The organism is Streptococcus lutetiensis, assembly GCF_900475675.1.
Classification (GTDB): Bacteria; Bacillota; Bacilli; order Lactobacillales; family Streptococcaceae; genus Streptococcus; species Streptococcus lutetiensis.
Genome location: NZ_LS483403.1, coordinates 1,770,429 through 1,793,521 on the forward strand (window position 1 = coordinate 1,770,429; position 23,093 = coordinate 1,793,521).

Genomic DNA, 23,093 nt, shown 5'->3' on the forward strand with positions numbered 1-23,093 from the left:
ATTAAATTAGTGATTTTATATGTTTACGTATTTTAACAACAATAGCGATAAACGTTGATACAACAAGCTTTATTTATATTAGTGATTTTGTATATTAGTTCGAAAACAAAAATAAGAGAATTCCTAAAATTATGACAAGCAAAATGGTCACCGAATCTTTGATTTTCCATTGTAAAATTCGGTATTTTGTACGCCCATCTCCGCCTTGATAGCCACGTGCTTCCATGGCAAGAGCTAAAGCATCTGCACGTTTAAAACTTGAAGCAAAGAGCGGAATAAGGATTGGAATGATTGATTTAACCTTTTGAATGAGATTTCCTTCACCAAAATCAACCCCACGTGCTCGCTGAGCTTTCATAATACGTGTCGTATCATCCATCAATGTTGGGACAAAACGTAAGCTCAAAGACAGCATTAAGCCAATTTCGTGAGCAGGAACCTTAAAACGAACAAATGGCTTCAACAATGATTCCACAGCATCAGCAAGACTTAAAGGCGTTGTCGTCAAGGTTAATAGCGTTGAAAAGAAAATAATCAAAACAAAACGCATGAAAATTAATATTGCTTGATTAAACCCATAGCTAGTAATTTTCAAAATACCAAATTGGAAATAGGTCTCACCACCGTGTGTAAAGAACATTTGAAACAGGGTCGTGAATAAAATAATTCCAATCATTGGACGAACTCCCTTTAAGAAGAAGCTAAGTTTAATCTTCGATAGGAAGACAACCCCTAAAGTAAAAGCAATCATCAATAGATTGGTCACAAGGTTATTCGCCCAGAAAACAATGATAATGTATAAAATCATTGAAAGAAGTTTACTACGAGGATCTAAACGGTGAATTAACGAATCTCCAGGTACATAACGACCAAGTATTAATTTATCCATGTTTCACCACCTCTGCAAATTCATCTATAGTAATTGGTAAAGTTTCTAAATGTAAGCCGCGTTTAACAAGTTGTTGAGCAAATTTTGTAATTTTAGGAACACCAAGTTGTTTACTTTCAAGAAATGCAACATCTTGGAAGACTTCTTTAGGGTAGCCTGAGCGGACCAGTTTGCCACCTTCAAGAACATTAACATAATCAGCATAATTGGCAACATCATCCATTAAATGAGTCACTAAAACAATTGTCATGCCATTTTGATGCAATTCTTTAAATAAAGTCATTAATTCACGGCGTCCCTTAGGGTCTAGGCCAGCAGTCGGTTCATCTAAAACCAAAATCTCTGGTTCCATAGCTAGAATCCCAGCAATAGCCACACGACGCATTTGACCACCAGATAGCTCAAAAGGATTCTTTTCAAAAAATTCTTCATGAATTCCTACCATAGCAAGTTTTTCACGTGCTAACTGTTCAGCTTCTCCTATAGAAACACCAAAATTTTGTGGTCCAAATGCCACATCTTTAAGAACTGTTTCTTCAAAAAGTTGGCTTTCAGGAAATTGAAAGACCAGTCCAACCTTTTTACGGACGGGTTTTATTTCCTTATTTTTTGAGTTTGCCTTAATCTTAATATCATCAACAATGACAGCCCCTTCTGTAGGGATGTTAAGACCATTTAAAAGTTGCATAATTGTTGACTTACCTGACCCTGTATGACCGATAAAAGCCGTATATGAGCCTTCTTTTATAGTAAGATTAATGTCAAAAAGGGCACGCCCTTCAAAAGGTGTCCCCGCTTGATATGTGTAATTTACGCCTTCAAGAGTAATTCCCATAACTGATCTTCTAATTCCTTTTCCGTAAGATAATTCTCTGTAAATTCAAACCCTTTGTCTTTTAAAGTAGAGATAAGATTGGCTGAAAAAGGAATATCCAATCCCAAAGTCAATAATTCTTCTCCTCTAGCAAAAAGTTCGCGTGGGGTTGAGCTTGACTCAACTTTTCCTTTTTTCATGACTAAGACACGATCACTAAGCGCAACCTCATCCAAGTCATGCGTGATAGACACAACGGTCATATTATATTGATCACGAATCTCTTTGATTGTTTGAATTAATTCTAAGCGTCCTTCTGGATCAAGCATACTAGTCGCTTCATCCAAAATAATAATATTAGGTCGCATGGCAATGGCACCTGCAATAGCCACACGTTGTTTTTGTCCCCCTGACAAGTGAGCTGGTTCACGGTCTGCAAAAGCTGACATGCCAACTAATTCAAGGACTTCTTTGACACGTGCTTGCATCTCTTCTAATGGAATTCCCTTGTTTTCTAACCCAAATGCGACATCGTCTTCAACTGTCGCACCAACAAATTGGTTATCTGGATTTTGAAAAACCATTCCAATTTTATGACGAATGTTCCACACGTTTTCTTCAGTTAACAGTTCCCCTTCAACAAAGATTTGACCTGATTCAGCAGCTAAAAGCCCATCAATTAAGCGAACTGTAGTTGATTTTCCTGAACCATTATGGCCAATAATGGATAACCATTCTCCCTGTTTCACGTGAAACGATAAATCATCTAAGGTGTAATGTTCTTGATGATCAGTATATTTGAATTTTAAATGTTTGACGTCAATACTATTTGTCATTTAAATGTATCCTTAAAGAGGAATCCTGCCCCTTTGAAATAATCATATCCTGAGTAAATTGTGAAAATCAAAGCGACATAAAGCAAAAGTGTTCCAATCATTGAAAAATGCAAAAGTAAGAAAATAATTGAAAACATTTGAGTAAATGTTTTGATTTTACCAGGCATAGCAGCTGCTAAAACTGTTCCACCATTTTCAACAAGTAGTAAACGAAGACCAGTTACTGCTAACTCACGACAAATAATAATCGCAGCAATCCACGCAGGAACCATTCCCAATTCAACTAACATAATAAATGCTGTCATCACCAACATTTTATCAGCCAATGGATCAGCAAATTTACCAAAGTTTGTAACAACTTTCCATTTTCTTGCAAGGTATCCATCTAAATAGTCTGTAATACTTGCTAGCGCAAAAACAACTGCTGCAACAGCATGTCCAGCCACGCTATTCCAAATACAAAGAATCAAGATAAATACTGGAATCAAAATAATACGACCTAATGTTAACAAATTAGGAATGTTTTCTTTTTTTGTAAAATCGATTTTCATTTTCCTACCTTATTATTGAATATTAATTGTAATGTAACTTAATGTTGTGCTTGTCAAAGCTGATGTATCTACTGCTTGACCATTGATTGAAACGTTAACGCCTGCAGTGACCCCTAGTGTAATCACAGATGTTTTTGTACCTGCAGGAAGTGTTGCTGAATAACTTGAAACTCCTGTTGAAGAAAGAAGTGTTCCAGCATCGCCAGCTTCTGAATTACTTACAGAAACCCAACTGCTATCAGCACCAGCTAAGCTGATGTCAACTGTCAAACTATCTGTAACATTTGATAGATTAACCGTTAAATTGCTTCCGCCTCCTTCAGTTTCCATCTTCAATGATTTTTCTTCAGATGAAGAAGATTCACTGGTTGATGAACTTTCTGGAGTTGATGAGCTACTTGATGATGAACTGTGAACAACAGAGTAGCTTGGTTTTGCTTGATTGCTATCACTTTGAAGCTGTGTCCAAGTGACAAATGAAACAAAAGCTAAAATTCCTAAAGCAACTAAGCAAAGCAGAATAATCGGAAGATAAGTTGCTGTTTTTTCTGAACTTTTATAACGACTTGAACGTGAACCAACACCAAAATCATCTGTCTGTTCAGTCTCAGGTTTAGGTTTAGAAACTGAAACTGGAGCTGTTTTAGCTACTTTTTTATGACTTGGTACGATTATAATTTTCTCATCCTCAGCAACTACTGGTGCTGTTTCAATACTTGATGCAAATACTTGTGCTCGATAGCGCTTTAATAGTTCTGCTGCATCTACATCTACCAATTCCGCATATTGTTGAAGATAAGTTTCAACTTCATCTTTAGGAATTAATTTAAATTTTTCTAACTCTAATGCTAAAAGATGTGGTGAAGGAATTGCTGTTTTTTCTTCAACATCTTCTAGTGTCAAGTTTTTGGCAACTCGACCTTTTCTTAAGATTTCACCAATCGTTTCTTCTCTCATACAAGGTTTCCTTTAATAAAATATAGTCAGATTTATTATAGCAAATTTTAACAAGTATTTCGATTTTATTTTGGAAGGATTGTGAATTCTGTCGCGTCTGATTGACTTAAGAAATCATTTGCTCTTTTAAGAACTTCTTTAAAACTTAAAGTCTTTAATAATTTAGGAACTGCTAAATAAGTTTCCTCATCAGCAAGATGATTGATAAATTGCGCCGAAAGGTTATCAATTGAATCTAGACTCTTGAAAAAGTCTCCATACAATTCTTTTTTAACAATTTCAAAATGTTCTTCTGACAAATCCTCCAAATCACTAGACATTGCTACTTTGCTTAAATATTGTCGCAAATTTGTTGCCATAGCAATCGGCACTGACGTATCTAGAGAAATAATCAAAAATTGGAAATTTTGATAAACTTCAATCTCAAAATCAAATGAGTCATCAATCTGACCATTTTCATAAAGTTCTTGATAACATCTTGAGGTCCAACCCAAAATCATTGCAAAAAATAACCTCAAAGCTAATTCTTGACGTAAAGTAGATTCCCCTTCTGGTAAAATAGGACCTCTTAAGCCAATAGCTAATTTAGGTTGTGTCACTTCCATTTGAACAGATGCCTTCGGCACAACAGATTCGTAATCCAATTCTTGTCGCTCAAGATGATGAGCTGCCTTATTTTTTTCTTTTTGACTTTCTTGAATTTGCTTAAAGATGTCCTCCTTATCAAAATTACCAACGACTAAAAGTGTCATCTCCTGCGGAGAATAAAAGACATCATGGTTTTCTTTCAAATCCACTACTGAAATGTTAGCAATACTTTCTTGAGTTCCAGCAATATCTTGAGCAAGAGCCGTTTGAGGATATAAATTTTCAAGAATTCCTTGATAAAGTCGATAATCCGCATCGTCTTGATACATGTCAATCTCTTGACTGATAATCGATTTTTCTCGCTCAATTGACTCATCTGTAAAAGCAGTATCTGCCACAAAATGCTGCAACAAGTCTAAGTTTTCATTTAAATGATCTATCGTTGAAAAATAGAAACATGTTTTATCAAAGGTTGTAAAGGCATTACTGTTGGCACCGGCGTTTGTAAATAGCTCAGAAACATCTTGCCCATCTTCTAATTCAAACAACTTATGTTCTAGAAAGTGAGCAATCCCATTCTCATAGCATTTTTCACTTTTATCTAGTGTAAACTTATTGTCAAGGGAACCAAAATTAACAACCAACATGCCACAAGACTCTTGAAAATCAGTCTTAGGAATCAAAAAAACTTTCAATCCATTTTCCAGTACAGCAGTATATAAAGTTTCACCAAGTTCAGGGAAAACTTTTTCAACTAATTTCGTCACTTACTTTCCCTCCAAAAAATACAGTGCTTGCAGTTTAATATTTTTAGTTAGTTGCATCACATCAGCTTTATTAACCTTGTCAATGTTGTCAATCATATCGTCAACGCTGTAATGATTCTTCAAATATTGACCATTGTAACTACGTTCAATCAATACTTTTGGAGAGTCTCCTGCCAATTTTAAATTAACTTGCAGCATTTTCTTCGTTTGTTTAAGGAGTGCTTCTGAAAAGCGACCTGTCCTAATCGTTGAAAATTGTCTATTAATTAATTGCATCGCTCGATTGCGATTCTTCTTATCAATACCAGCGTAAACATTCAGTAAACCTGTAAAGATATCAAAATGACTTCCAATAGTATAAGCAAGTCCTTCTTTCTCACGAATCTCTGTAAATAAGCAAGAATGAGCAAAACCTCCAAACAAGCCATTAAAGACAAGAAGTGTAAAGTAATCCTTGTCACCATATCTAGTTGGAAAAGAATAACCTAACTGCAAAACAGATTGATTAACTTCTCTGACTTCTAATTTTTCTTGAACAATGTTGCTAAATTCTTGTTGGTAGTCAAATACTAAATCTTTTTGACGGTCTTCAAAAGGAAATCGATTGAATAATTGTAACATGCGATAATCATCAAACTCCCCTAATAAAAAGATATCCAAACGATCTTCACGAAGCATCTTTTGAAATTCTTGAAAAGCTGTGTAAGAATTTTCAACAACTGCTAATTCAGCTGTTCCATATTTTGATGTTTGAGAAGCTGGGTTCGTAAAGAAAAGTTTTTTAAGACCTAGCTCACTACTATAAAAACTATCATCCTTATCAGCTTTTAAATAATTAATTAAATTTGCTTGCTCAAGCTCAAATAATTTAGACTGATATTGCTCAACTGTTACAAGAGGTGAGAAAAGAACTTGATATAAAAATTCAATCACTTCTTCTAAAAGATTTTCCTTAGCCATTGTATATCGATTTTTCATAAATGATAATTCAATATCAATAATGTGAACTAGTCCCTTCGTTGACACTTTAGTTGATAAAGTGGCTCCGTATAAGCTTGCCAAGCGTTCTCTAAAGCGCTGAGCAGTTGGGTATTCGGCGTTAGCAGTTGCCAAAATTTGAGCCACTAAAACACGTCTCGCAACCGTTTTTTGATTAAAATCCCCAGAAAACCGAAAGGTAATGTGGTTCATTTTGAATTTTTCATTTTTGATTAGATGTAATTCAACACCATCAACTATTTTCATTACAAATTCCTTACTAATACACTTTATTAGCTAAAATTATACCACGTTTATGTTATAATTACTTGGATTACAAAATGGAGAAAACAATGGAATACAAATTATTTGATGACTATATTACTTTACAAGCTTTATTAAAGGAACTGGGTATTATCCAAAGTGGTGGTGCTATTAAAGGATACTTAGCAGAAACAACTGTCCTATTCAATGGTAAAGACGAAAAACGTCGTGGTAAAAAAATTCGTCTCGGTGATGTTGTAAGCATTCCAGAAGACGGCATCACTATCGATATTATCACGCCAACAGACGAAGAAAAGAAAGAACATCTTGAAGCCTTAGCTGAAAAAGCTCGTGTTGCTGCTATCGTTAAAGAATTAAACGCTAAAAATAAAAAAGATAAGAAACAAAATCAAGCGAAAAAACAAGCAAAGCCAACTAAAGAACACAAACGCGTTCGCTTCCCAGGAACTTAAGCATGTGGATTCAAAAAATAGCCTTAAAAAATTATCGTAATTATTTAACCAATGAGCTTGAATTTTTTCCCGGGCTAAATGTCTTTATCGGGAAAAACGCTCAAGGAAAAACAAATTTCTTAGAAGCTATTTATTTCTTATCTTTAACACGTAGCCACCGTACACGTTCCGACAAAGAGCTGATTCACTTTCAAGAAAAAGAACTTCGTGTCTCAGGTATTCTGCAACGCTCAAGTGGGACAGTTCCTTTGGAAATCAATCTATCAAGTAAAGGACGAGTCACTAAAGTTAATCACCTCAAACAAGCTAAATTATCCGACTATATCGGAGTGATGACAGTCGTCTTATTTGCACCTGAAGATTTACAACTCATCAAAGGAGCTCCGAGTTTACGTCGTAAGTTTATTGATATTGATTTAGGTCAAATCAAACCTATCTACCTATCTGATTTGTCTAATTACAATCATGTCCTTAAACAACGTAACACTTATCTGAAGACCGCTGAAAAAGTTGACATCAACTTTTTAGCAGTCCTTGATGAGCAATTAGCTGATTTTGGTAGTCGCGTAATGGAACATCGCTTAGATTTCGTCTCTAATCTCGAAAAAGAAGCCGACCGCTATCACTATGCCATCTCTAATGGCCTAGAACATTTGAAAATTCGCTATCTATCATCTGTGCCATTCCAAGAAAAAAGTGAAATCAAAGAATACTTCTTAAAAACATTGGAAAAGAATCGCAAACGTGATATCTTCAAAAAAAATACTGGTGCTGGACCTCATCGTGATGATTTGGAATTTTTCATCAATGACATGCCTGCCAATTTTGGTAGCCAAGGACAACACCGTAGTTTGATTTTATCTCTTAAGATGGCTGAAATTGAACTCATTAAGAATGTCACTGGTGATTATCCAATTCTACTTCTTGACGATGTCATGAGTGAATTAGATAACTACCGACAAACAGAATTGTTAAAAATGATTATTGCTGAAAATGTTCAAACCTTTATCACAACGACAAGTCTTGAACACCTTTCTAAACTTCCAGAAGAGTTGAAAATTTTCACTGTTAATCAAGGAACTATTGAAGAAAACTAAAAAAGCTGGCCTAAGCCAGCTTTTTTGTGTGTTTACAACTGAATTGACAATGTTGTCAATGATAATTAATAGGATTTAACAATTCCTAGTAATACAGCACCAAGAACAAAGCATGCTATACCAATTACCAACCAACGCATTTCTTTACGTGTTTTAGTTTCACCCAAGAAGAGGATACCACCCATAATTGAAATGATAACACCAAGTTGTGAGAAACTAAAGGCAATAGCAAGACCTGCTTTAGCAGCAGCAAGAAGCATGAAGATGTTACCAATACCCCACATCAAACCAACGATAGCGTTTTTGATAACAACTGTTTCAAATTTAACGTTAAATTTCATGAACATTACAGCACCAAGAACCATACCTACAGCCATTGGGAAGATAACAGCTAAAGCATCGAATTTCATGATGTTGTTAAACAAGATAGTGTATGAAAGGTAACCAACTGTTGAGTAAGTCAAAGCACGGAAACCTTTACCAAAGTCAGTAAGTTCACTAGTTTCAACTTTTTCAGCATCACGTTTACTTGTGAAGTAGAAACCGATAACCAAAAGAAGCAAAGCAATGATACCAAGTGTGTATTGAGCCGGTTTGCTCCATTCACCAAAGACAATGGCACCAATCAAACTACCAAATACAAGTTGAGCACCACTTGACAATGGGTTACCTACTGAAACACCCATGTATTGCATTGCACGGAATTGACCGTTTTGCCCCATAGACCAGAGCATACCACCGATAATTCCGACAACCCAAAGTGATACTGACATTTCTGGTTGAACAAACAACCATACAACAAAAGCAAATAAAAGTGCCCCTAAAGTCATTCCTAATGTTTGTTGATCTGGTTTACCTCCAATTTTGTTGCTGACAAACCCGATACTTCCCCATGCTACCATGGGAATTAATGCAAATAAAATACCCTGCATTTTTTCTCCTTTACGATATGTTTTACAGATTAGTAAACGTTGTTTACATTGTTGTAAATATATAATTAATCATTCGCTGTTTATGAAAACGCTTTTTCAGAAAAGTAAAAGAAAATTTCATGTTTTTTTGCGAACATAGTTACATATTCTATCATAAAACCTACTATTTTGTAAAGGCCTACACAAAAAAATCTCTGATAAGTTTGAAAACTCATCAGAGATTTAACGATTAACCTCAGTTTATCTTAGTGTACTGAGTAGTTTGGTGCTTCATTTGTAATTTGAACATCGTGTGGGTGACTTTCAATCAAACCAGCTCCTGACATTTCAACAAATTGAGCTTTTTCATGAAGAGCTGAGATATCTTCAGCACCAACATAACCCATACCAGCACGAATACCACCAAGAATTTGGAAGACGATATCGGCTACAGCACCTTTGTAAGCTACACGACCTTCAATTCCTTCTGGAACAAGTTTGTTAGCTTCGTTAACAGAACCTTGGAAGTAACGGTCGCTTGAACCTTTCTTCATAGCTGCAATTGATCCCATACCACGGTAAGTTTTAAATTTACGACCTTGGTAGATTTCAGTTTCACCTGGTGCTTCATCTGTACCAGCGAACATAGAACCAAGCATTACAGCATTACCACCTGCTGCCAAGGCTTTAACGATATCACCTGAGTATTTAATACCACCATCGGCGATAATTGTTTTACCATATTCACGCGCAACAGCTGCTGCGTCATAAATAGCAGTGATTTGAGGAACACCAACACCTGCAACGACACGTGTTGTACAGATTGAACCAGGACCGATTCCGACTTTAACAACGTCAACACCAGCTTCGTAAAGGGCACGTGCACCTTCTGCAGTTGCTACGTTACCAGCAATCAATGTACGTTCTGGGAAGTGTTGACGAATCTCAGCAATTTTACGAAGAACACCAGCTGAGTGACCATGAGCAGTATCGATAACAATAGCATCTGCACCTGCTTCAAACAGAGCTTCAGCACGCTCGAATGTATCTGAAGTAACACCGACAGCACCTGCAACTAAAAGACGACCAAATTCATCTTTAGCAGCATTAGGGAATTCAATAACTTTTTCAATATCTTTGATAGTGATAAGACCTGACAAACGTTCAGCTTCATCAACCAAAGGCAATTTTTCAATACGGTGTTCGTGAAGAATGCGTTCTGCAGTTTCCAAATCAGTTCCAACAGGAGCTGTTACCAATTTTTCACTTGTCATGTGTGCAGAAATTGGAGCATGGTAATCTGAGATAAAACGCATATCACGGTTTGTGATAATCCCTACCAATTTACGATTTTCAAGGGTTTCAACAATCGGAACACCACTAATGCGGTAACGTTGCATCAACTCTTCTGCTTCAGAGACAGAATGTTTAGGTGTTAAGAAGAAAGGATCAATAATAACACCATTTTCTGAACGTTTTACTTTACGGATTTCTTCTGCTTGTTCTTGAATTGACATATTTTTGTGAACAACACCAAGACCACCCGCACGTGCAATAGCAATAGCCATTTTACTGTCAGTAACAGTATCCATAGCAGCTGTCACGATAGGAATGTTCAATGTCAAATTTTTTGCAAGTTTTGTTTGCATGTTAACTTCATTTGGAAGAACATGACTTTCAGCAGGAATGAGTAGTATGTCATCAAAAGTGTAACCTTTTTTCAAAAATTTAGTGTCCCAATTTGACATTAAATAACCCTCTTTTCTATATATTTGTAGGGGATTTTTAACCCTAGCTAATTTTTTATTGTTACTATAATAACACGCTAAATTCATTTGTCAATAAATTAAATTCAATTTTTTCCAAAAATTCTTTCCTATATTAGACTGATGATTTTTGCAATTCTCATTTAAAACAAATGTTGTTATCTACCAAAAAACTCCAAGACATCGCCTCAGAGTTCTGTTTATTTTAGAAGTAGTTGATTCCCATAGCTGCTTTAACTTCAGCAAGTGTTTGACCGGCAACTTCACGCGCAGCTTGACTACCTTTTTCAAGCATATTGAAAACTTCGCCCATATCTTTAGCGTATTCCAAACGGCGTTCACGAATTGGTGCTAACTCACGTTCAAGAATTTCAAGAAGGTAACGTTTTGTTTTTACATCACCAAGACCACCACGTTGGTAGTGTTCTTTCATAGCTGCGATATCTGCTTGATCTTCTTCACGTCCAAAGATGTCAAGGTAATGGAAAACCATATTTCCTTCGATTTGTCCTGGATCTTCAACACGGATGTGATTAGGGTCTGTATACATGCTCATTACTTTTTTACGAACAGTATCAGCATCATCTGATAGATAGATACCATTTCCAAGAGATTTAGACATTTTAGCGTTACCATCTAATCCTGGCAAGCGACCAGCTGCTTCGTTTCTAGGGAAAATACCTTCTGGCTCAACCAAAACATCTGTTTTGTAAGTGTGATTGAAACTACGTACAATTTCGCGTGTTTGTTCAATCATTGGTTTTTGGTCATTTCCGACTGGCACATAGTTAGCTTTAAAAGCAGTAATGTCTGCAGCTTGTGAAATTGGGTAAACCAAAAATCCTGTTGGAATTGAGCTACCAAATCCTTTTTGAGCAATTTCTGTCTTAACAGTAGGATTACGCTCTAGACGTGACAATGAAACAAGGTTCATGTAGTACATTGTCAATTCAGCCAATTCAGGAATTTGACTTTGAATGAAAATCGTTGATTTAGCTGGATCAAGTCCTACTGACAAGTAGTCCAAAGCAACGTTTCCAACTGATTCTCTGATAATTTCAGACTCTTTAGCGTGGTCTGTCAAAGCTTGTTGGTCTGCCAAAAAGACAAACATATCATACTTATCTTCATTTTGTAGAAGAACACGATTTTTTAGACTTCCAACATAGTGTCCTAGGTGCAATTTACCTGTTGGACGGTCACCTGTTAAAATAATGGGTTTTGCCATATTATCACCTCAAAATTAATTTCAAAAGTAAAAAATAGCCCCACGTAGTTAAACTACGTGAGGGCGTTGTCAATACGCGGTACCACCTCAATTGATAGAACTAGTCTACCATCTCTTACCACTATATAAAAATTTACACAGTTCATGTAAAGATTATTCTTTTTTACCATCAGTCCATTCATGTAAGCTTACTACTGATTCACAGCACCATCAGCTCTCTAAAAGTACGCGTTTACATTACTCTTCTGAATCTTCTTCATTTTATGAAATTATAAGGTCTTTGTCAAGTTTATACAGTATTTTAGGCGCTTTTATATCTGAGGTATAATTATACATTTTATGTTTTAATCAAATTAAAAAGATTAGAAACTGTGTTTTGGAAGCACTCCTTTTACTAAAAAATCTTGACGTTAAGCCGCTTCTTTGCCATAATATAATCGTTTGTTTTTGTTATAACTAAAGAGGATTAAATTATGAAAAAAAGACTGATTGATTTTGGACTCGTAACTATAGGAGCCTTTATTGCTGCTGTCGGTTTCAATTGCTTTTTCCTTGAAAATCATATTGCGTCTGGTGGCGTTGTCGGATTAGCGGTTAGTTTAAAAGCTTTATTTGGCTGGAATCCTGGTAATTTTGTTATGATTACTAACGTTCCATTATTGTTAGCTTGTTTAATTTTCTTAGGAAAAGAAACCTTCCTTAAAACCATTTATGGGGCATGGATTTATTCTATTTTCGTCAAAGTGACTGAAAATCTGCCGAATCTGACTCATAATCCACTACTAGCTGCGATTTTCGGAGCTGTTATCTGTGGTTCTGGTTTAGGGATTGTTTTCTGGGGAAATTCTTCAACCGGTGGTACAGGTATCATCACTCAAATTCTCCACAAATACACACCGCTTCCTTTGGCAGTAGCCATGACTATTGTCGATGGCTGTAGTGTCGCTATGGGATTTATTGCTTTTGATCCTGATACAGTAATGTATTCGATTATTGCCTTACTCGTCATTGGATATGTCGTTAATAGTATCCAAACTGGTGTTACCTCATCTCGCAATTTGATGATTATCTCACCTAAAAATGACTTGATCAAAAACTATATCTCCACAGAAGCTGACCGTGGTGTCACTGAAATTCCTGTTACTGGTGGTTTTTCTGGCGACCATCAAACCATGTTGATGACAACTGTTTCTCGTCAAGAAGTTCCACGTTTAGAAAAAAATATTCAAAAAATCGATGAAGCTGCCTTTATCGTTGTGATGCCCGCTACACAAGTTATGGGACGTGGTTTCAGCCTTAAAAAATACTATAAACTCAACGAAAAAGATGCCATTTTACCAATGTAACCCAAACGTAACTCAAAGCCCCACTTCTCTAATTGAAAATTGGGGCTTTTTCATGTACAATGAGCTTATAGATAAATAATATGAGGTGAAAAATTGCTTACAGTTTCTGATGTATCACTACGTTTCAGCGATAGAAAACTGTTTGATGAAGTTAACATCAACTTTACAGCTGGAAATACCTATGGTTTAATCGGTGCCAACGGTGCAGGAAAATCTACATTTTTAAAAATCTTGGCAGGAGATATTGAACCAACAACAGGTCATGTTTCCCTTGGTCCAGACGAACGTCTATCTGTTCTTCGTCAAAATCACTTTGACTACGAAGAAGAACGTGCGATTGATGTTGTTATCATGGGGAATGAACGCCTTTATAATATCATGAAAGAAAAAGACGCTATCTACATGAAGCCTGACTTTTCAGATGAAGATGGTGTCCGCGCAGCAGAATTAGAAAGTGAATTCGCTGAGCTTGGCGGTTGGGAAGCTGAGAGTGAAGCTTCACAATTGCTCCAAAACCTTAATATTCCAGAAGACCTTCACTACCAAAACATGAGCGAACTTGCTAATGGTGACAAGGTGAAAGTTCTCCTTGCCAAAGCTCTTTTTGGTAAACCAGATGTTCTTCTTCTTGACGAACCAACCAACGGTCTTGATATCCAATCCATCACTTGGTTAGAAGATTTCTTGATTGACTTTGAAAATACAGTCATCGTCGTATCCCATGACCGTCACTTCTTGAACAAAGTATGTACACACATGGCTGACCTTGATTTTGGTAAAATCAAACTTTACGTCGGTAACTATGATTTCTGGAAACAATCATCTGAACTTGCTGCTCGCTTGCAAGCTGACCGCAACGCTAAAGCAGAAGAAAAAATCAAAGAATTGCAAGAATTCGTTGCTCGCTTCTCTGCTAACGCTTCTAAATCAAAACAAGCCACTTCTCGTAAGAAAATGCTTGATAAAATCGAACTTGAAGAAATTGTTCCATCAAGTCGTAAATACCCATTCATCAACTTCAAAGCTGAGCGTGAACTTGGTAAAGACCTTCTAACAGTCGAAAACTTGTCTGTTAAAATCGATGGTGAGACTGTTCTTGATAATATCAGCTTTATCCTACGTCCAGGCGATAAAACAGCCTTCATCGGACAAAATGATATCCAAACAACAGCTCTTATTCGTGCATTGATGGATGATATCGAATACGAAGGAACTATCAAATGGGGTGTCACAACTAGTCGCTCTTACCTTCCAAAAGATAACTCACGTGATTTTGCTTCAGGGGAATCAATCCTTGAATGGCTTCGTCAATTTGCTTCTAAAGAAGAAGACGATAACACATTCCTTCGCGGATTCCTAGGTCGCATGCTCTTCTCTGGAGATGAAGTTAACAAATCAGTTAGCGTTCTTTCAGGGGGAGAAAAAGTGCGCGTGATGCTTTCTAAATTGATGCTTCTCAAATCAAACGTTCTTGTCCTTGATGACCCAACTAACCACTTAGACTTGGAATCAATCTCAAGCTTGAATGATGGCTTGAAAGACTTCAAAGAATCTATCATCTTTGCGAGTCACGACCACGAATTCATCCAAACACTTGCTAACCACATCGTTGTCATTTCTAAAAATGGTGTGATTGACCGTATCGATGAAACTTATGATGAATTCCTTGAAAATGAAGAAGTTCAAGCAAAAGTTAAAGAACTTTGGAAAGACTAATTATCATGTCGTAATCTAAAATGACTTGACCATATTTTACATTATAGAAAAGAAACAGGTTGGGATTATTATCTCAACCTGTCTTACTAACATTATGAAACTAAAATCTTTTAAACTAACAAATAACACCATTTACTACCTAACAGCATTCTTCTTGCCTTTCGTGATTTTATTTCTAGCCCTTTTAGCTGAAAATATTTCCTTTAACGGTGAGACCACTATTTTAGCTAGTGATGGCTTTCATCAATACGTTATTTTCGCTGAAAATTTACGAAATATTTTACATGGTTCAGATAGCCTCTTTTATACTTTTACCAGTGGACTGGGCTTAAATTTTTATGCTTTAATCAGCTATTATCTTGGTAGTTTCTTCTCACCTTTTGTTTACTTCTTTAGCTTAAAAAGCATGCCCGATGCTATTTATCTCTTTACCCTGCTAAAAGTTGCTTGCATGGGATTAACTAGCTTTTATAGCCTACGCCAACTGTATCCAAAGGTATTAAAACCATTTACCGTTATCCTCTCAAGCTCATATGCGCTGATGAGCTTTGCTATTAGCCAGATTGAGATTAATATGTGGCTGGATGTTTTCATCCTTTTGCCGCTCATTATTCTAGGACTTAATCGATTGCTAAATCAGAAAAAATTCATCTTATACTACCTGACGTTAACCATTCTCTTTATTCAAAATTACTACTTTGGTTATATGGTTGCTATTTTCCTTGTGCTTTATTTTCTTATTCAAATCAGCAAGGAAAGCTGCTTGAAAGTAATTGGACGTCAATGGCTAGACTTTACAGTAGTGTCAATTTTAGCTGGATTGTCTAGTTGCGTAATGCTATTACCTACTTACTTAGACCTGTCAACGCACGGCGAAAAATTTTCTAGCTTTACAGAATGGTTTACAGAGAATTCGTGGTTTATAGACTTGTTTGCCAAAAACTTTGTTGGTGCTTATGACACAACAAAATTTGGCTCAATTCCTATGATTTATGTAGGGATTTTCCCGCTAATCTTAGCTATTATCTTCTTTACCATCAAGTCAATCAAGTGGCAAACTCGCCTAGCTTCTGGCATTGTGTTACTACTCATTATTGCTAGTTTTTACCTTGAACCATTAGATTTAATGTGGCAGGGAATGCACTCACCTAATATGTTTCTTCACCGTTATTCTTGGGCATTTTCACTAATGATGATTCTTCTGGCAGCAGAAACGTTATCACGTCTCAAAGAATTAACTGTTAAGCATTACCTTGTTGGTATTGTTCCACTAGGACTTGGCTTTTTAGCTACGGTACTGCTCAAAAATCATTATCAATTTTTAGAAGCACCACAAATCATTATCACCTTTTCTTTCTTGGCAGCCTACACCATTATATTAATTAGCTACGCTAAGCAGTACTTAACATTTAATTTATTCATTAGCTTTACACTCCTCTTTACAGTATTTGAAATTTCACTTAATACCTATTATCAAATTACAGCCCTAAATAGCGAATGGGTCTTTCCTTCTCGTCAAAGTTATGAGCTTAATTTGACAGATACTGAAAAACTCATTCAAAAAAGTCAAAACCTAAACACGACATTTTATCGTACCGAGGAGCTCCTTCCTCAAACAGGTAATGACAGCATGAAATACAATTATCATGGTATTTCTCAGTTCTCATCTATTCGAAACACGACATCCAGCAGCACGCTTGATCGACTTGGCTTTAAGTCAACTGGAACAAATCTAAACCTTCGTTATCAAAATAATACCTTGCTAATGGATAGTTTATTTGCTGTCAAATACAATCTTTCAGAAACTGATGTCAACAAATTTGGGTTCCATTACCTTGATAACTCTGGTAATACATCACTATATGAAAATCAATACGCTAGCCAATTAGCAATTCTAACCAATGGGCTTTACAAAGATATTGACTTCAGTGTCAACACGCTTGACAACCAAACTAACTGGATGAACAATCTCACTGGCTTATCTGAAAAATACTTCACGCGTGTGCCCTCCCAATTATCAGGAGGAGCTAATATTCTAAATGGTCGTGTAACCACTAGTAACGACGGACAATTAAATTCGCATGCTGATTATAACCTTACTGTCGCTCCAAACACCCAACTTTATATCAGCGTTCCAAATATCACCTTCTCTAATGAAAATAGCCAGAAGGTCCAAATTACTGTAAACGGTAAAACGGTAGAATATACAACTGATAATGCCTACACTTTCTTTGATCTTGGATATTTTGAAGATAGTCAAACTTTGCATGTTACTCTTTCATTCCCTGAAAATAACCAAGTATCATTTAACCAACCGAACTTTTATGCCCTAGATACGACAAGCTATCAAAAAGCTATGGAAACCATTAATCATCAAAAGGTTAAAGTTACTACCAATAAAAACACTGTAACGGCTACCTACAAATCTGACAAAGCTTCATCACTCCTATTTACTATTCCATACGATAAAGGTTGGACAGCCACTCAAAACGGCCAAAAAATCACTTTATCAAAAGCTCAAGACGGCTTTATGAAAGTTGATGTAAAATCTGGAAAAGGCAAAGTCATTCTGACTTATCTGCCTACAGGTTTTAAAGAAGGAGTGATGTTATCATCAGTTGGACTCCTCCTATTTATCTGTTACAATATCGCCAGAAAACGAAAAAAATAAAAAGTATCCCTTGACCTGCACCCCAAAAGTTAGACAGAAAAAAATCTAACAATTGGGGTGTTTTTGTATGAAATTAAGTTATGAAGATAAACTAGAAATATATCAGTTAAGACAAGCTGGTTTTTCTTGGCCTTATATTAGTCGAAAGTACGGTGTATGTCTATCCAATCTTAAGTACATGGTACGGCTTATGAATAAACATGGTATTGAGGTTGTTAAAAAAGGGAAAAATAAGTATTATCCCTCTAAATTAAAGCAGGAAACCATTAATAAAGTTCTTATTGACAGTCAATCTCAGCTCACCGTATCACTGGATTATGCTCTTCCCCAACAATCCCTACTCACCAATTGGATAGCACAATACAAGAAAAACGGGTATACTATTGTTGAGAAACAACGAGGGAGACCGAGTAAGATGGGACGTAAACCAAAGAAAACTTGTAAAGAAATGACTGAGCTAGAGCATATTCTGGAAGAGAATGAGCGTCTGCGTACCGAGGTAGCTTATCTAAAAAAGTTGAGGGAATTGCGCTTGAGGGACGAAGCCTTACAGCGCAAAAGGCGGAAACAGTTAGAGAACTGGTCTCAGGAGAATTTCGATTAGACCTCTTACTAAAAACCGCTAAGCTAGCTCGTTCTACTTATTATTATCAGTTGAAACGGTTTAATAGAGCTAAGAAAGATAAGAAATTCAAACCATTTACGATGACCATAAAGGCAATTATGGATACCGTCGTATTCATTTAGAACTAAGAAACCGAGGATTTGTTATCAATCATAAGAAGGTTCAACGGTTAATGAAACTCATGGGACTCGCTGATCGTACTCGTTGTAAGCGTAAATACTCGTCTTACAAGGGAGAGATTGGGAAGAAAGCTGATAATCTAATTCAACGTCAGTTTGAAGGGGCTAAGCCTTATGAGAAGTGTTATACAGATGTCACTGAATTCGCTTTACCAAATATTAGAGAGAAACTCTATTTATCCCCTGTTCTTGATGGATACAATAGTGAGATTATTGAATTCACCTTGTCACGCTCACCTGATTTAAAACAGGTTCAAACCATGCTTAAAAGAGCATTTCCGGCTACCTCTTACCAAGGAACTATTCTTCACAGCGACCAAGGGTGGCAATATCAACACCAGTCTTATCATGATTTCTTGGCATCCAAAGGGATTCGTCCATCTATGTCACGCAAGGGAAATAGTCCAGATAATGGCATGATGGAGTCCTTCTTTGGCATCTTAAAGTCTGAGATGTTTTACGGTTATGAAAAGACTTTTAAGTCGCTTGATAAGCTAGAACAAGCCATTACGGATTATATTTTTTATTACAACAATAAACGTATCAAGACAAAATTAAAAGGACTCAGTCCTGTGCAATACAGAACTAAATCCTTTCAATAATTTATTGTCCAACTTTTTGGGGTCAGTACACCTTAGATACTTTTTTGTTCACTTGATTATCTAGGAAACAATAAATAAACACCAAAAGAGCTAGAACAATTGTTCTAGCTCTTTTTAGGCAATAAAAAATCCTAAGTAAAACTTAGGAAGGTGTCTTATCACTCCGGCAGTAGGACTCGAACCTACGACATCATGATTAACAGTCATGCGCTACTACCAACTGAGCTATGCCGGATAAACAAAAAAACTGCTAAGCAGTAGTTTTATAGTCCGTACGGGATTCGAACCCGTGTTACCGCCGTGAAAAGGCGGTGTCTTAACCCCTTGACCAACGGACCAGAAGTTTTAGGATTTCCCCTCAACACTCTTATTATTATACCAGATATTTTTTCTTTGTCTATAGTTTTTTTCAATTTTTTTACTTTTTTTGAAGTTTTTTTGCACTAAATTATCGCCAAAAAATTCAAACAATTTTAACGTGCTAAAAAGCCTTTAATATCAAGCATTTACAGGTGAACTTTCGGTAAAGAAGAAAATTGTTTACTAGTAAAAAAGCATTTTTTTCTTTTACTTATTCTTTACTTTTCAAAAACCAGACAAGGCAGCGTAAAGTACGATTTTTAGTTGACAGAAAAGCTGTTATTTTGATAGAATGATTAAGTTGATATGGTCTCATAGCTCAGCTGGATAGAGCATTCGCCTTCTAAGCGAACGGTCGCAGGTTCGAATCCTGCTGGGATCAAATCTAAAGCCGGCTTTAGTCGGCTTTTTTTATTTTCTCCACTAGTAGTGTTTCACATGAAACTAGAAAAAGCTGTTCAAATATTGAACAGCTTTTTACTTATGATAAGGACTTCCTTGTTGTATCATGAAAGCTCGATAAATTTGCTCAGCTAAAACTAAGCGCATTAACTGATGAGGTAAAGTTAGTAAACCAAAACTCATTTTTAAATTTGCACGTTTTTTTACCTTGTCAGCTAAACCTAGGCTACCTCCAATGACAAATACAATGTCCGAATAACCTCTCAAATTTGCATCAGCGATAATCTTACTAAATTCTTCTGATGGGAATTGTTTACCTTCAATAGCCAAAACAATGACATAATCTCGCTCAGAGATTTTAGCTAAAATACGGTCACCCTCTTTTTCCATGATTTGATGATTTTGCGCCTCACTCGCATTATCTGGTGTTTTTTCATCGGGTAACTCAACAATTTCAAATTTGGCAAAGCGACTCATGCGTTTTCCGTATTCTGCAATACCATCTTTTAGGTATTTTTCTTTTAATTTTCCAACAGCAATAATTTTTACTTTCATGTTTTCTATTTTACCACATATTCACAAGCTTTTCACACATTATCCACATATTAACAATCTGTAATTAGGCTCAATAACGCTATATTTTGAGGATTTTTGAACAAACTTAAAAAGTTTTCCACAACCTGTGGATTACTTTATTTTTTTTATCTTTTAAGGTATAATTAAGTCGTTTTTTATATGCTATCTGTGAATAAAAAAAGGAGGAAGAGACGTGAAAAAAATAACATTTCAAAAAGTCAATTACAAAAAAATCCTTAAACCACTATCCGTTATTTTAGTTGGTTTCATCGGAGGAGTTGCTGGGACCTTACTCATTTTGAATATGGCTGGCATCTCAATCAATAATGTTAGTGGTTCAAGTACAAAAACTACAACAAGTAAAGTAAGTTACTCAAATACTAATGATACGACAAAAGCTGTCGAAAAAGTGAGAGAAGCAGTCGTATCAGTCATCAATTATCAATCAAATAGCTCTTCAAATGATTTGTATATGCAAATGTTTGGTGGCAATTTAGACAATAACACTAATAATGGATCAGATAGTGATTTAAGTATCGCTAGTGAAGGTTCTGGGGTTATTTACAAAAAAGACGGCAATTCTGCTTATGTCGTTACTAATAACCACGTTGTCGATGGTGCTAGTCAAATCGAAATCATGCTTTCTGACGGTACAAAAGTAGTCGGTGAATTAGTCGGTACCGATACATACTCAGATATCGCCGTTGTCAAAATTGCTTCTGATAAAGTCACAACGGTAGCTGAATTTGCTAATTCAGATAAAATTACTGTTGGTGAAACAGCCATTGCTATTGGTAGCCCTCTAGGTACTGATTATGCTAACTCTGTGACACAAGGAATTGTCTCAAGTCTAAGCCGTACAGTTACAATGACTAACGACGATGGCGAAACAATTTCAACCAATGCTATCCAAACTGATGCCGCTATTAACCCAGGTAACTCTGGTGGTGCTTTGATTAACATTGAAGGACAAGTAATCGGTATTAATTCAAGTAAAATCTCTTCTACCTCAGATTCTGGATCAGGTAATTCTGTAGAAGGTATGGGATTTGCTATTCCAGCTAATGATGTGGTTAAAATTATTAATCAATTAGAAGCAAACGGAAAAGTTATTCGTCCAGCACTTGGTATCACAATGGCTAACCTAAGCGATTTATCAACAACAACAATCAGTCGCCTAAATATTCCAACTAGCGTCACATCTGGTATCGTCGTTGCTTCAGTTCAATCAGGTATGCCTGCTGAAGGAGTACTTAAAAAATACGATGTAATCACAGCTATTGATGATAAAGATGTCTCTTCTATCACAGATCTTCAAAGTGTTCTTTACGGTCATTCAACTGGAGATTCTATTAAAGTAACCTTCTATCGTGGTACTGACAAGAAAACAGAAACTATTAAACTAACGAAAACAACACAAGACCTCTCTTCATCAAATCAATAATTTGACTTAAAACTAAAAACTAATGAGGCTGAGCTTCTCAGCTTCATTTTTTTAAAGGGAAAAAACTATGATTGAAACACTTAATCTCATACCTATTGACGATATTGCACCAAATCCTTATCAACCTCGCTTGAAATTTAAACCAGAAGAATTAGAAGAACTTTCTCGCTCAATAAAGGCAAACGGCCTCATACAGCCGATAATCGTCCGTAAATCAGATATTTTTGGTTATGAGCTCATTGCAGGCGAAAGACGTCTTAAAGCATCAAAAATGGCTGGTTTAAGCGAAATTCCTGCAATTATAAAAGATATTACTAATAAAGAAAGCATGCAGCTTGCTATTGTCGAAAATTTGCAGCGCTCTGACCTTAATCCTATTGAAGAAGCCAAGGCTTATCAGCAATTGCTCGATAAAAATCAAATGACCCATGAAGAATTAGCACAATTTATGGGAAAATCTCGTCCTTATATTACGAATTGCTTGCGCTTATTGAATTTACCGACGATTATTTCTCATGCCGTCGAAAAAGGTGAACTTTCTCAAGGACATGCGCGTGTGCTGCTGACACTTAAGGACGAAAAAGAGCAGGAGAAGTGGTACCAAAAAATTCTGAACGAGGATATGAGCGTTCGCAAACTCGAACAAGCTGTAAAATCTACTAAAAAGAAAAAAACATCTTCTAAAGTAAGCAAAAAAGATATTTTTATCCGTCATCAAGAAGAAGAATTATCAAAATTATTAGGTCTTCCTGTCACCTTATCACTTTCTAAAAGTGGCTTTAAAGGAGACTTACAATTACATTTTCAATCAGAAGAAGACTTAAACAGAATTATCAACAGGCTAAAATAGCTTGTGAATTTCTCATTTTCAATTTCATAGTTTTCCACAATAAAAAGCGGCCAAAATCACTGATTTTAGGCTTTTTTATATGTTTTCCACACCCTGTGGAAAACTCCTATAAACAGTGTGGGTTTTTTATTTTCACAGCTGTGGAAAACTTTGAGATTTTATGTTAAAATAATTTATGAATTATCCACAAAAAGGAATAGACT

18 protein-coding genes, 3 tRNA genes, 1 pseudogene and 1 other annotated feature are annotated in these 23,093 nt (G+C 36.0%); of the genes and pseudogenes, 9 read left to right on the plus strand and 13 right to left on the minus strand.

Features of this window, described 5'->3' with window-relative positions:
* Positions 1-94 precede the first annotated feature (94 nt).
* The 7 genes from DQN23_RS08910 to yfmF all read right to left on the minus strand — a co-directional run bounded on the left by DQN23_RS08910 (position 95) and on the right by yfmF (position 6,647).
* Entirely contained in the window at positions 95-889 is a 795-nt protein-coding gene (locus DQN23_RS08910; RefSeq protein WP_020917652.1) for an energy-coupling factor transporter transmembrane component T family protein, read from the minus strand.
* Positions 882-1,724: an energy-coupling factor transporter ATPase gene (locus DQN23_RS08915; protein ID WP_020917653.1), complete on the minus strand. Its 843-nt coding sequence runs from the start codon at positions 1,722-1,724 to the stop codon at positions 882-884. The genes DQN23_RS08910 and DQN23_RS08915 overlap by 8 nt, the downstream gene beginning before the upstream one ends.
* Entirely contained in the window at positions 1,700-2,539 is an 840-nt protein-coding gene (locus DQN23_RS08920) for an energy-coupling factor ABC transporter ATP-binding protein (protein ID WP_020917654.1), read from the minus strand. The genes DQN23_RS08915 and DQN23_RS08920 overlap by 25 nt, the downstream gene beginning before the upstream one ends.
* Positions 2,536-3,090: a CDP-diacylglycerol--glycerol-3-phosphate 3-phosphatidyltransferase gene (gene pgsA / locus DQN23_RS08925; RefSeq protein ID WP_111713060.1), complete on the minus strand. Its 555-nt coding sequence runs from the start codon at positions 3,088-3,090 to the stop codon at positions 2,536-2,538. The genes DQN23_RS08920 and pgsA overlap by 4 nt, the downstream gene beginning before the upstream one ends.
* Positions 3,091-3,102: 12 nt before the next feature.
* The gene (locus DQN23_RS08930) at positions 3,103-4,047 is read right to left on the minus strand and encodes a helix-turn-helix domain-containing protein (RefSeq protein WP_020917656.1); all 945 of its coding nucleotides are present in this window, start codon (positions 4,045-4,047) and stop codon (positions 3,103-3,105) included.
* A gap of 65 nt (positions 4,048-4,112) precedes the next feature.
* The gene (gene yfmH / locus DQN23_RS08935) at positions 4,113-5,402 is read right to left on the minus strand and encodes an EF-P 5-aminopentanol modification-associated protein YfmH (RefSeq protein ID WP_111713061.1); all 1,290 of its coding nucleotides are present in this window, start codon (positions 5,400-5,402) and stop codon (positions 4,113-4,115) included.
* Positions 5,403-6,647 (minus strand): EF-P 5-aminopentanol modification-associated protein YfmF, encoded by a 1,245-nt coding sequence (gene yfmF, locus DQN23_RS08940; RefSeq protein ID WP_111713062.1) that lies wholly within the window; start codon positions 6,645-6,647, stop codon positions 5,403-5,405.
* An 86-nt stretch (positions 6,648-6,733) separates the two neighbouring features.
* Between yfmF and yaaA the strand changes: the two genes are divergently transcribed.
* Both yaaA and recF read left to right on the plus strand, forming a co-directional pair.
* Positions 6,734-7,117, plus strand: coding sequence for a S4 domain-containing protein YaaA (yaaA, locus tag DQN23_RS08945; RefSeq protein WP_167394769.1), 384 nt, complete (start codon positions 6,734-6,736; stop codon positions 7,115-7,117).
* Between the two features lie 2 nt (positions 7,118-7,119).
* Positions 7,120-8,214: a DNA replication/repair protein RecF gene (recF, locus tag DQN23_RS08950; protein WP_020917660.1), complete on the plus strand. Its 1,095-nt coding sequence runs from the start codon at positions 7,120-7,122 to the stop codon at positions 8,212-8,214.
* A 65-nt stretch (positions 8,215-8,279) separates the two neighbouring features.
* On the opposite strand, the gene DQN23_RS08955 is transcribed toward recF, so the two are convergent.
* The 3 genes from DQN23_RS08955 to trpS form a co-directional block, all read right to left on the minus strand.
* Positions 8,280-9,146, minus strand: a complete 867-nt coding sequence (locus DQN23_RS08955) for a GRP family sugar transporter (protein ID WP_020917661.1) — start codon at positions 9,144-9,146, stop codon at positions 8,280-8,282.
* A gap of 245 nt (positions 9,147-9,391) precedes the next feature.
* The gene (gene guaB, locus DQN23_RS08960; RefSeq protein ID WP_043895168.1) at positions 9,392-10,873 is read right to left on the minus strand and encodes an IMP dehydrogenase; all 1,482 of its coding nucleotides are present in this window, start codon (positions 10,871-10,873) and stop codon (positions 9,392-9,394) included.
* A gap of 223 nt (positions 10,874-11,096) precedes the next feature.
* A complete protein-coding gene (gene trpS / locus DQN23_RS08965) occupies positions 11,097-12,119 on the minus strand; it encodes a tryptophan--tRNA ligase (protein WP_020917663.1) in 1,023 nt (340 codons plus the stop codon).
* Positions 12,120-12,175: 56 nt separating this feature from the next.
* Positions 12,176-12,382 (minus strand) — a binding site (T-box leader).
* Between the two features lie 210 nt (positions 12,383-12,592).
* Here trpS and DQN23_RS08970 point away from each other — a divergent pair.
* The 4 genes and pseudogenes from DQN23_RS08970 to DQN23_RS08985 all read left to right on the plus strand — a co-directional run bounded on the left by DQN23_RS08970 (position 12,593) and on the right by DQN23_RS08985 (position 19,258).
* A complete protein-coding gene (locus DQN23_RS08970) occupies positions 12,593-13,465 on the plus strand; it encodes a YitT family protein (RefSeq protein WP_020917664.1) in 873 nt (290 codons plus the stop codon).
* A 93-nt stretch (positions 13,466-13,558) separates the two neighbouring features.
* Positions 13,559-15,181, plus strand: coding sequence for an ATP-binding cassette domain-containing protein (locus DQN23_RS08975; RefSeq protein ID WP_004233679.1), 1,623 nt, complete (start codon positions 13,559-13,561; stop codon positions 15,179-15,181).
* Between the two features lie 94 nt (positions 15,182-15,275).
* On the plus strand, positions 15,276-17,852 hold the full coding sequence (locus tag DQN23_RS08980; protein ID WP_111713064.1) for a YfhO family protein: 2,577 nt from the start codon (positions 15,276-15,278) through the stop codon (positions 17,850-17,852).
* Positions 17,853-17,919: 67 nt separating this feature from the next.
* Positions 17,920-19,258 (plus strand): annotated as a pseudogene (locus DQN23_RS08985) (IS3 family transposase).
* 161 nt (positions 19,259-19,419) lie between these two features.
* Here the strand turns inward: DQN23_RS08985 and DQN23_RS08990 are convergent.
* A tRNA-Asn gene (locus DQN23_RS08990) sits at positions 19,420-19,493 on the minus strand.
* A gap of 31 nt (positions 19,494-19,524) precedes the next feature.
* A tRNA-Glu gene (locus DQN23_RS08995) sits at positions 19,525-19,596 on the minus strand.
* A 330-nt stretch (positions 19,597-19,926) separates the two neighbouring features.
* Between DQN23_RS08995 and DQN23_RS09000 the strand changes: the two genes are divergently transcribed.
* Positions 19,927-20,000 (plus strand) — tRNA-Arg (locus DQN23_RS09000).
* A gap of 95 nt (positions 20,001-20,095) precedes the next feature.
* On the opposite strand, the gene rlmH is transcribed toward DQN23_RS09000, so the two are convergent.
* The gene (gene rlmH / locus DQN23_RS09005) at positions 20,096-20,575 is read right to left on the minus strand and encodes a 23S rRNA (pseudouridine(1915)-N(3))-methyltransferase RlmH (RefSeq protein ID WP_020917668.1); all 480 of its coding nucleotides are present in this window, start codon (positions 20,573-20,575) and stop codon (positions 20,096-20,098) included.
* 214 nt (positions 20,576-20,789) lie between these two features.
* Here rlmH and DQN23_RS09010 point away from each other — a divergent pair, with 214 nt between their 5' ends.
* Both DQN23_RS09010 and DQN23_RS09015 read left to right on the plus strand, forming a co-directional pair.
* Positions 20,790-22,040 carry a S1C family serine protease gene (locus DQN23_RS09010; protein ID WP_020917669.1) on the plus strand — a complete coding sequence of 417 codons (1,251 nt, stop codon included), beginning with the start codon at positions 20,790-20,792 and terminating at the stop codon, positions 22,038-22,040.
* A 67-nt stretch (positions 22,041-22,107) separates the two neighbouring features.
* Positions 22,108-22,890 (plus strand): ParB/RepB/Spo0J family partition protein, encoded by a 783-nt coding sequence (locus DQN23_RS09015; protein WP_020917670.1) that lies wholly within the window; start codon positions 22,108-22,110, stop codon positions 22,888-22,890.
* Positions 22,891-23,093 lie beyond the last annotated feature (203 nt).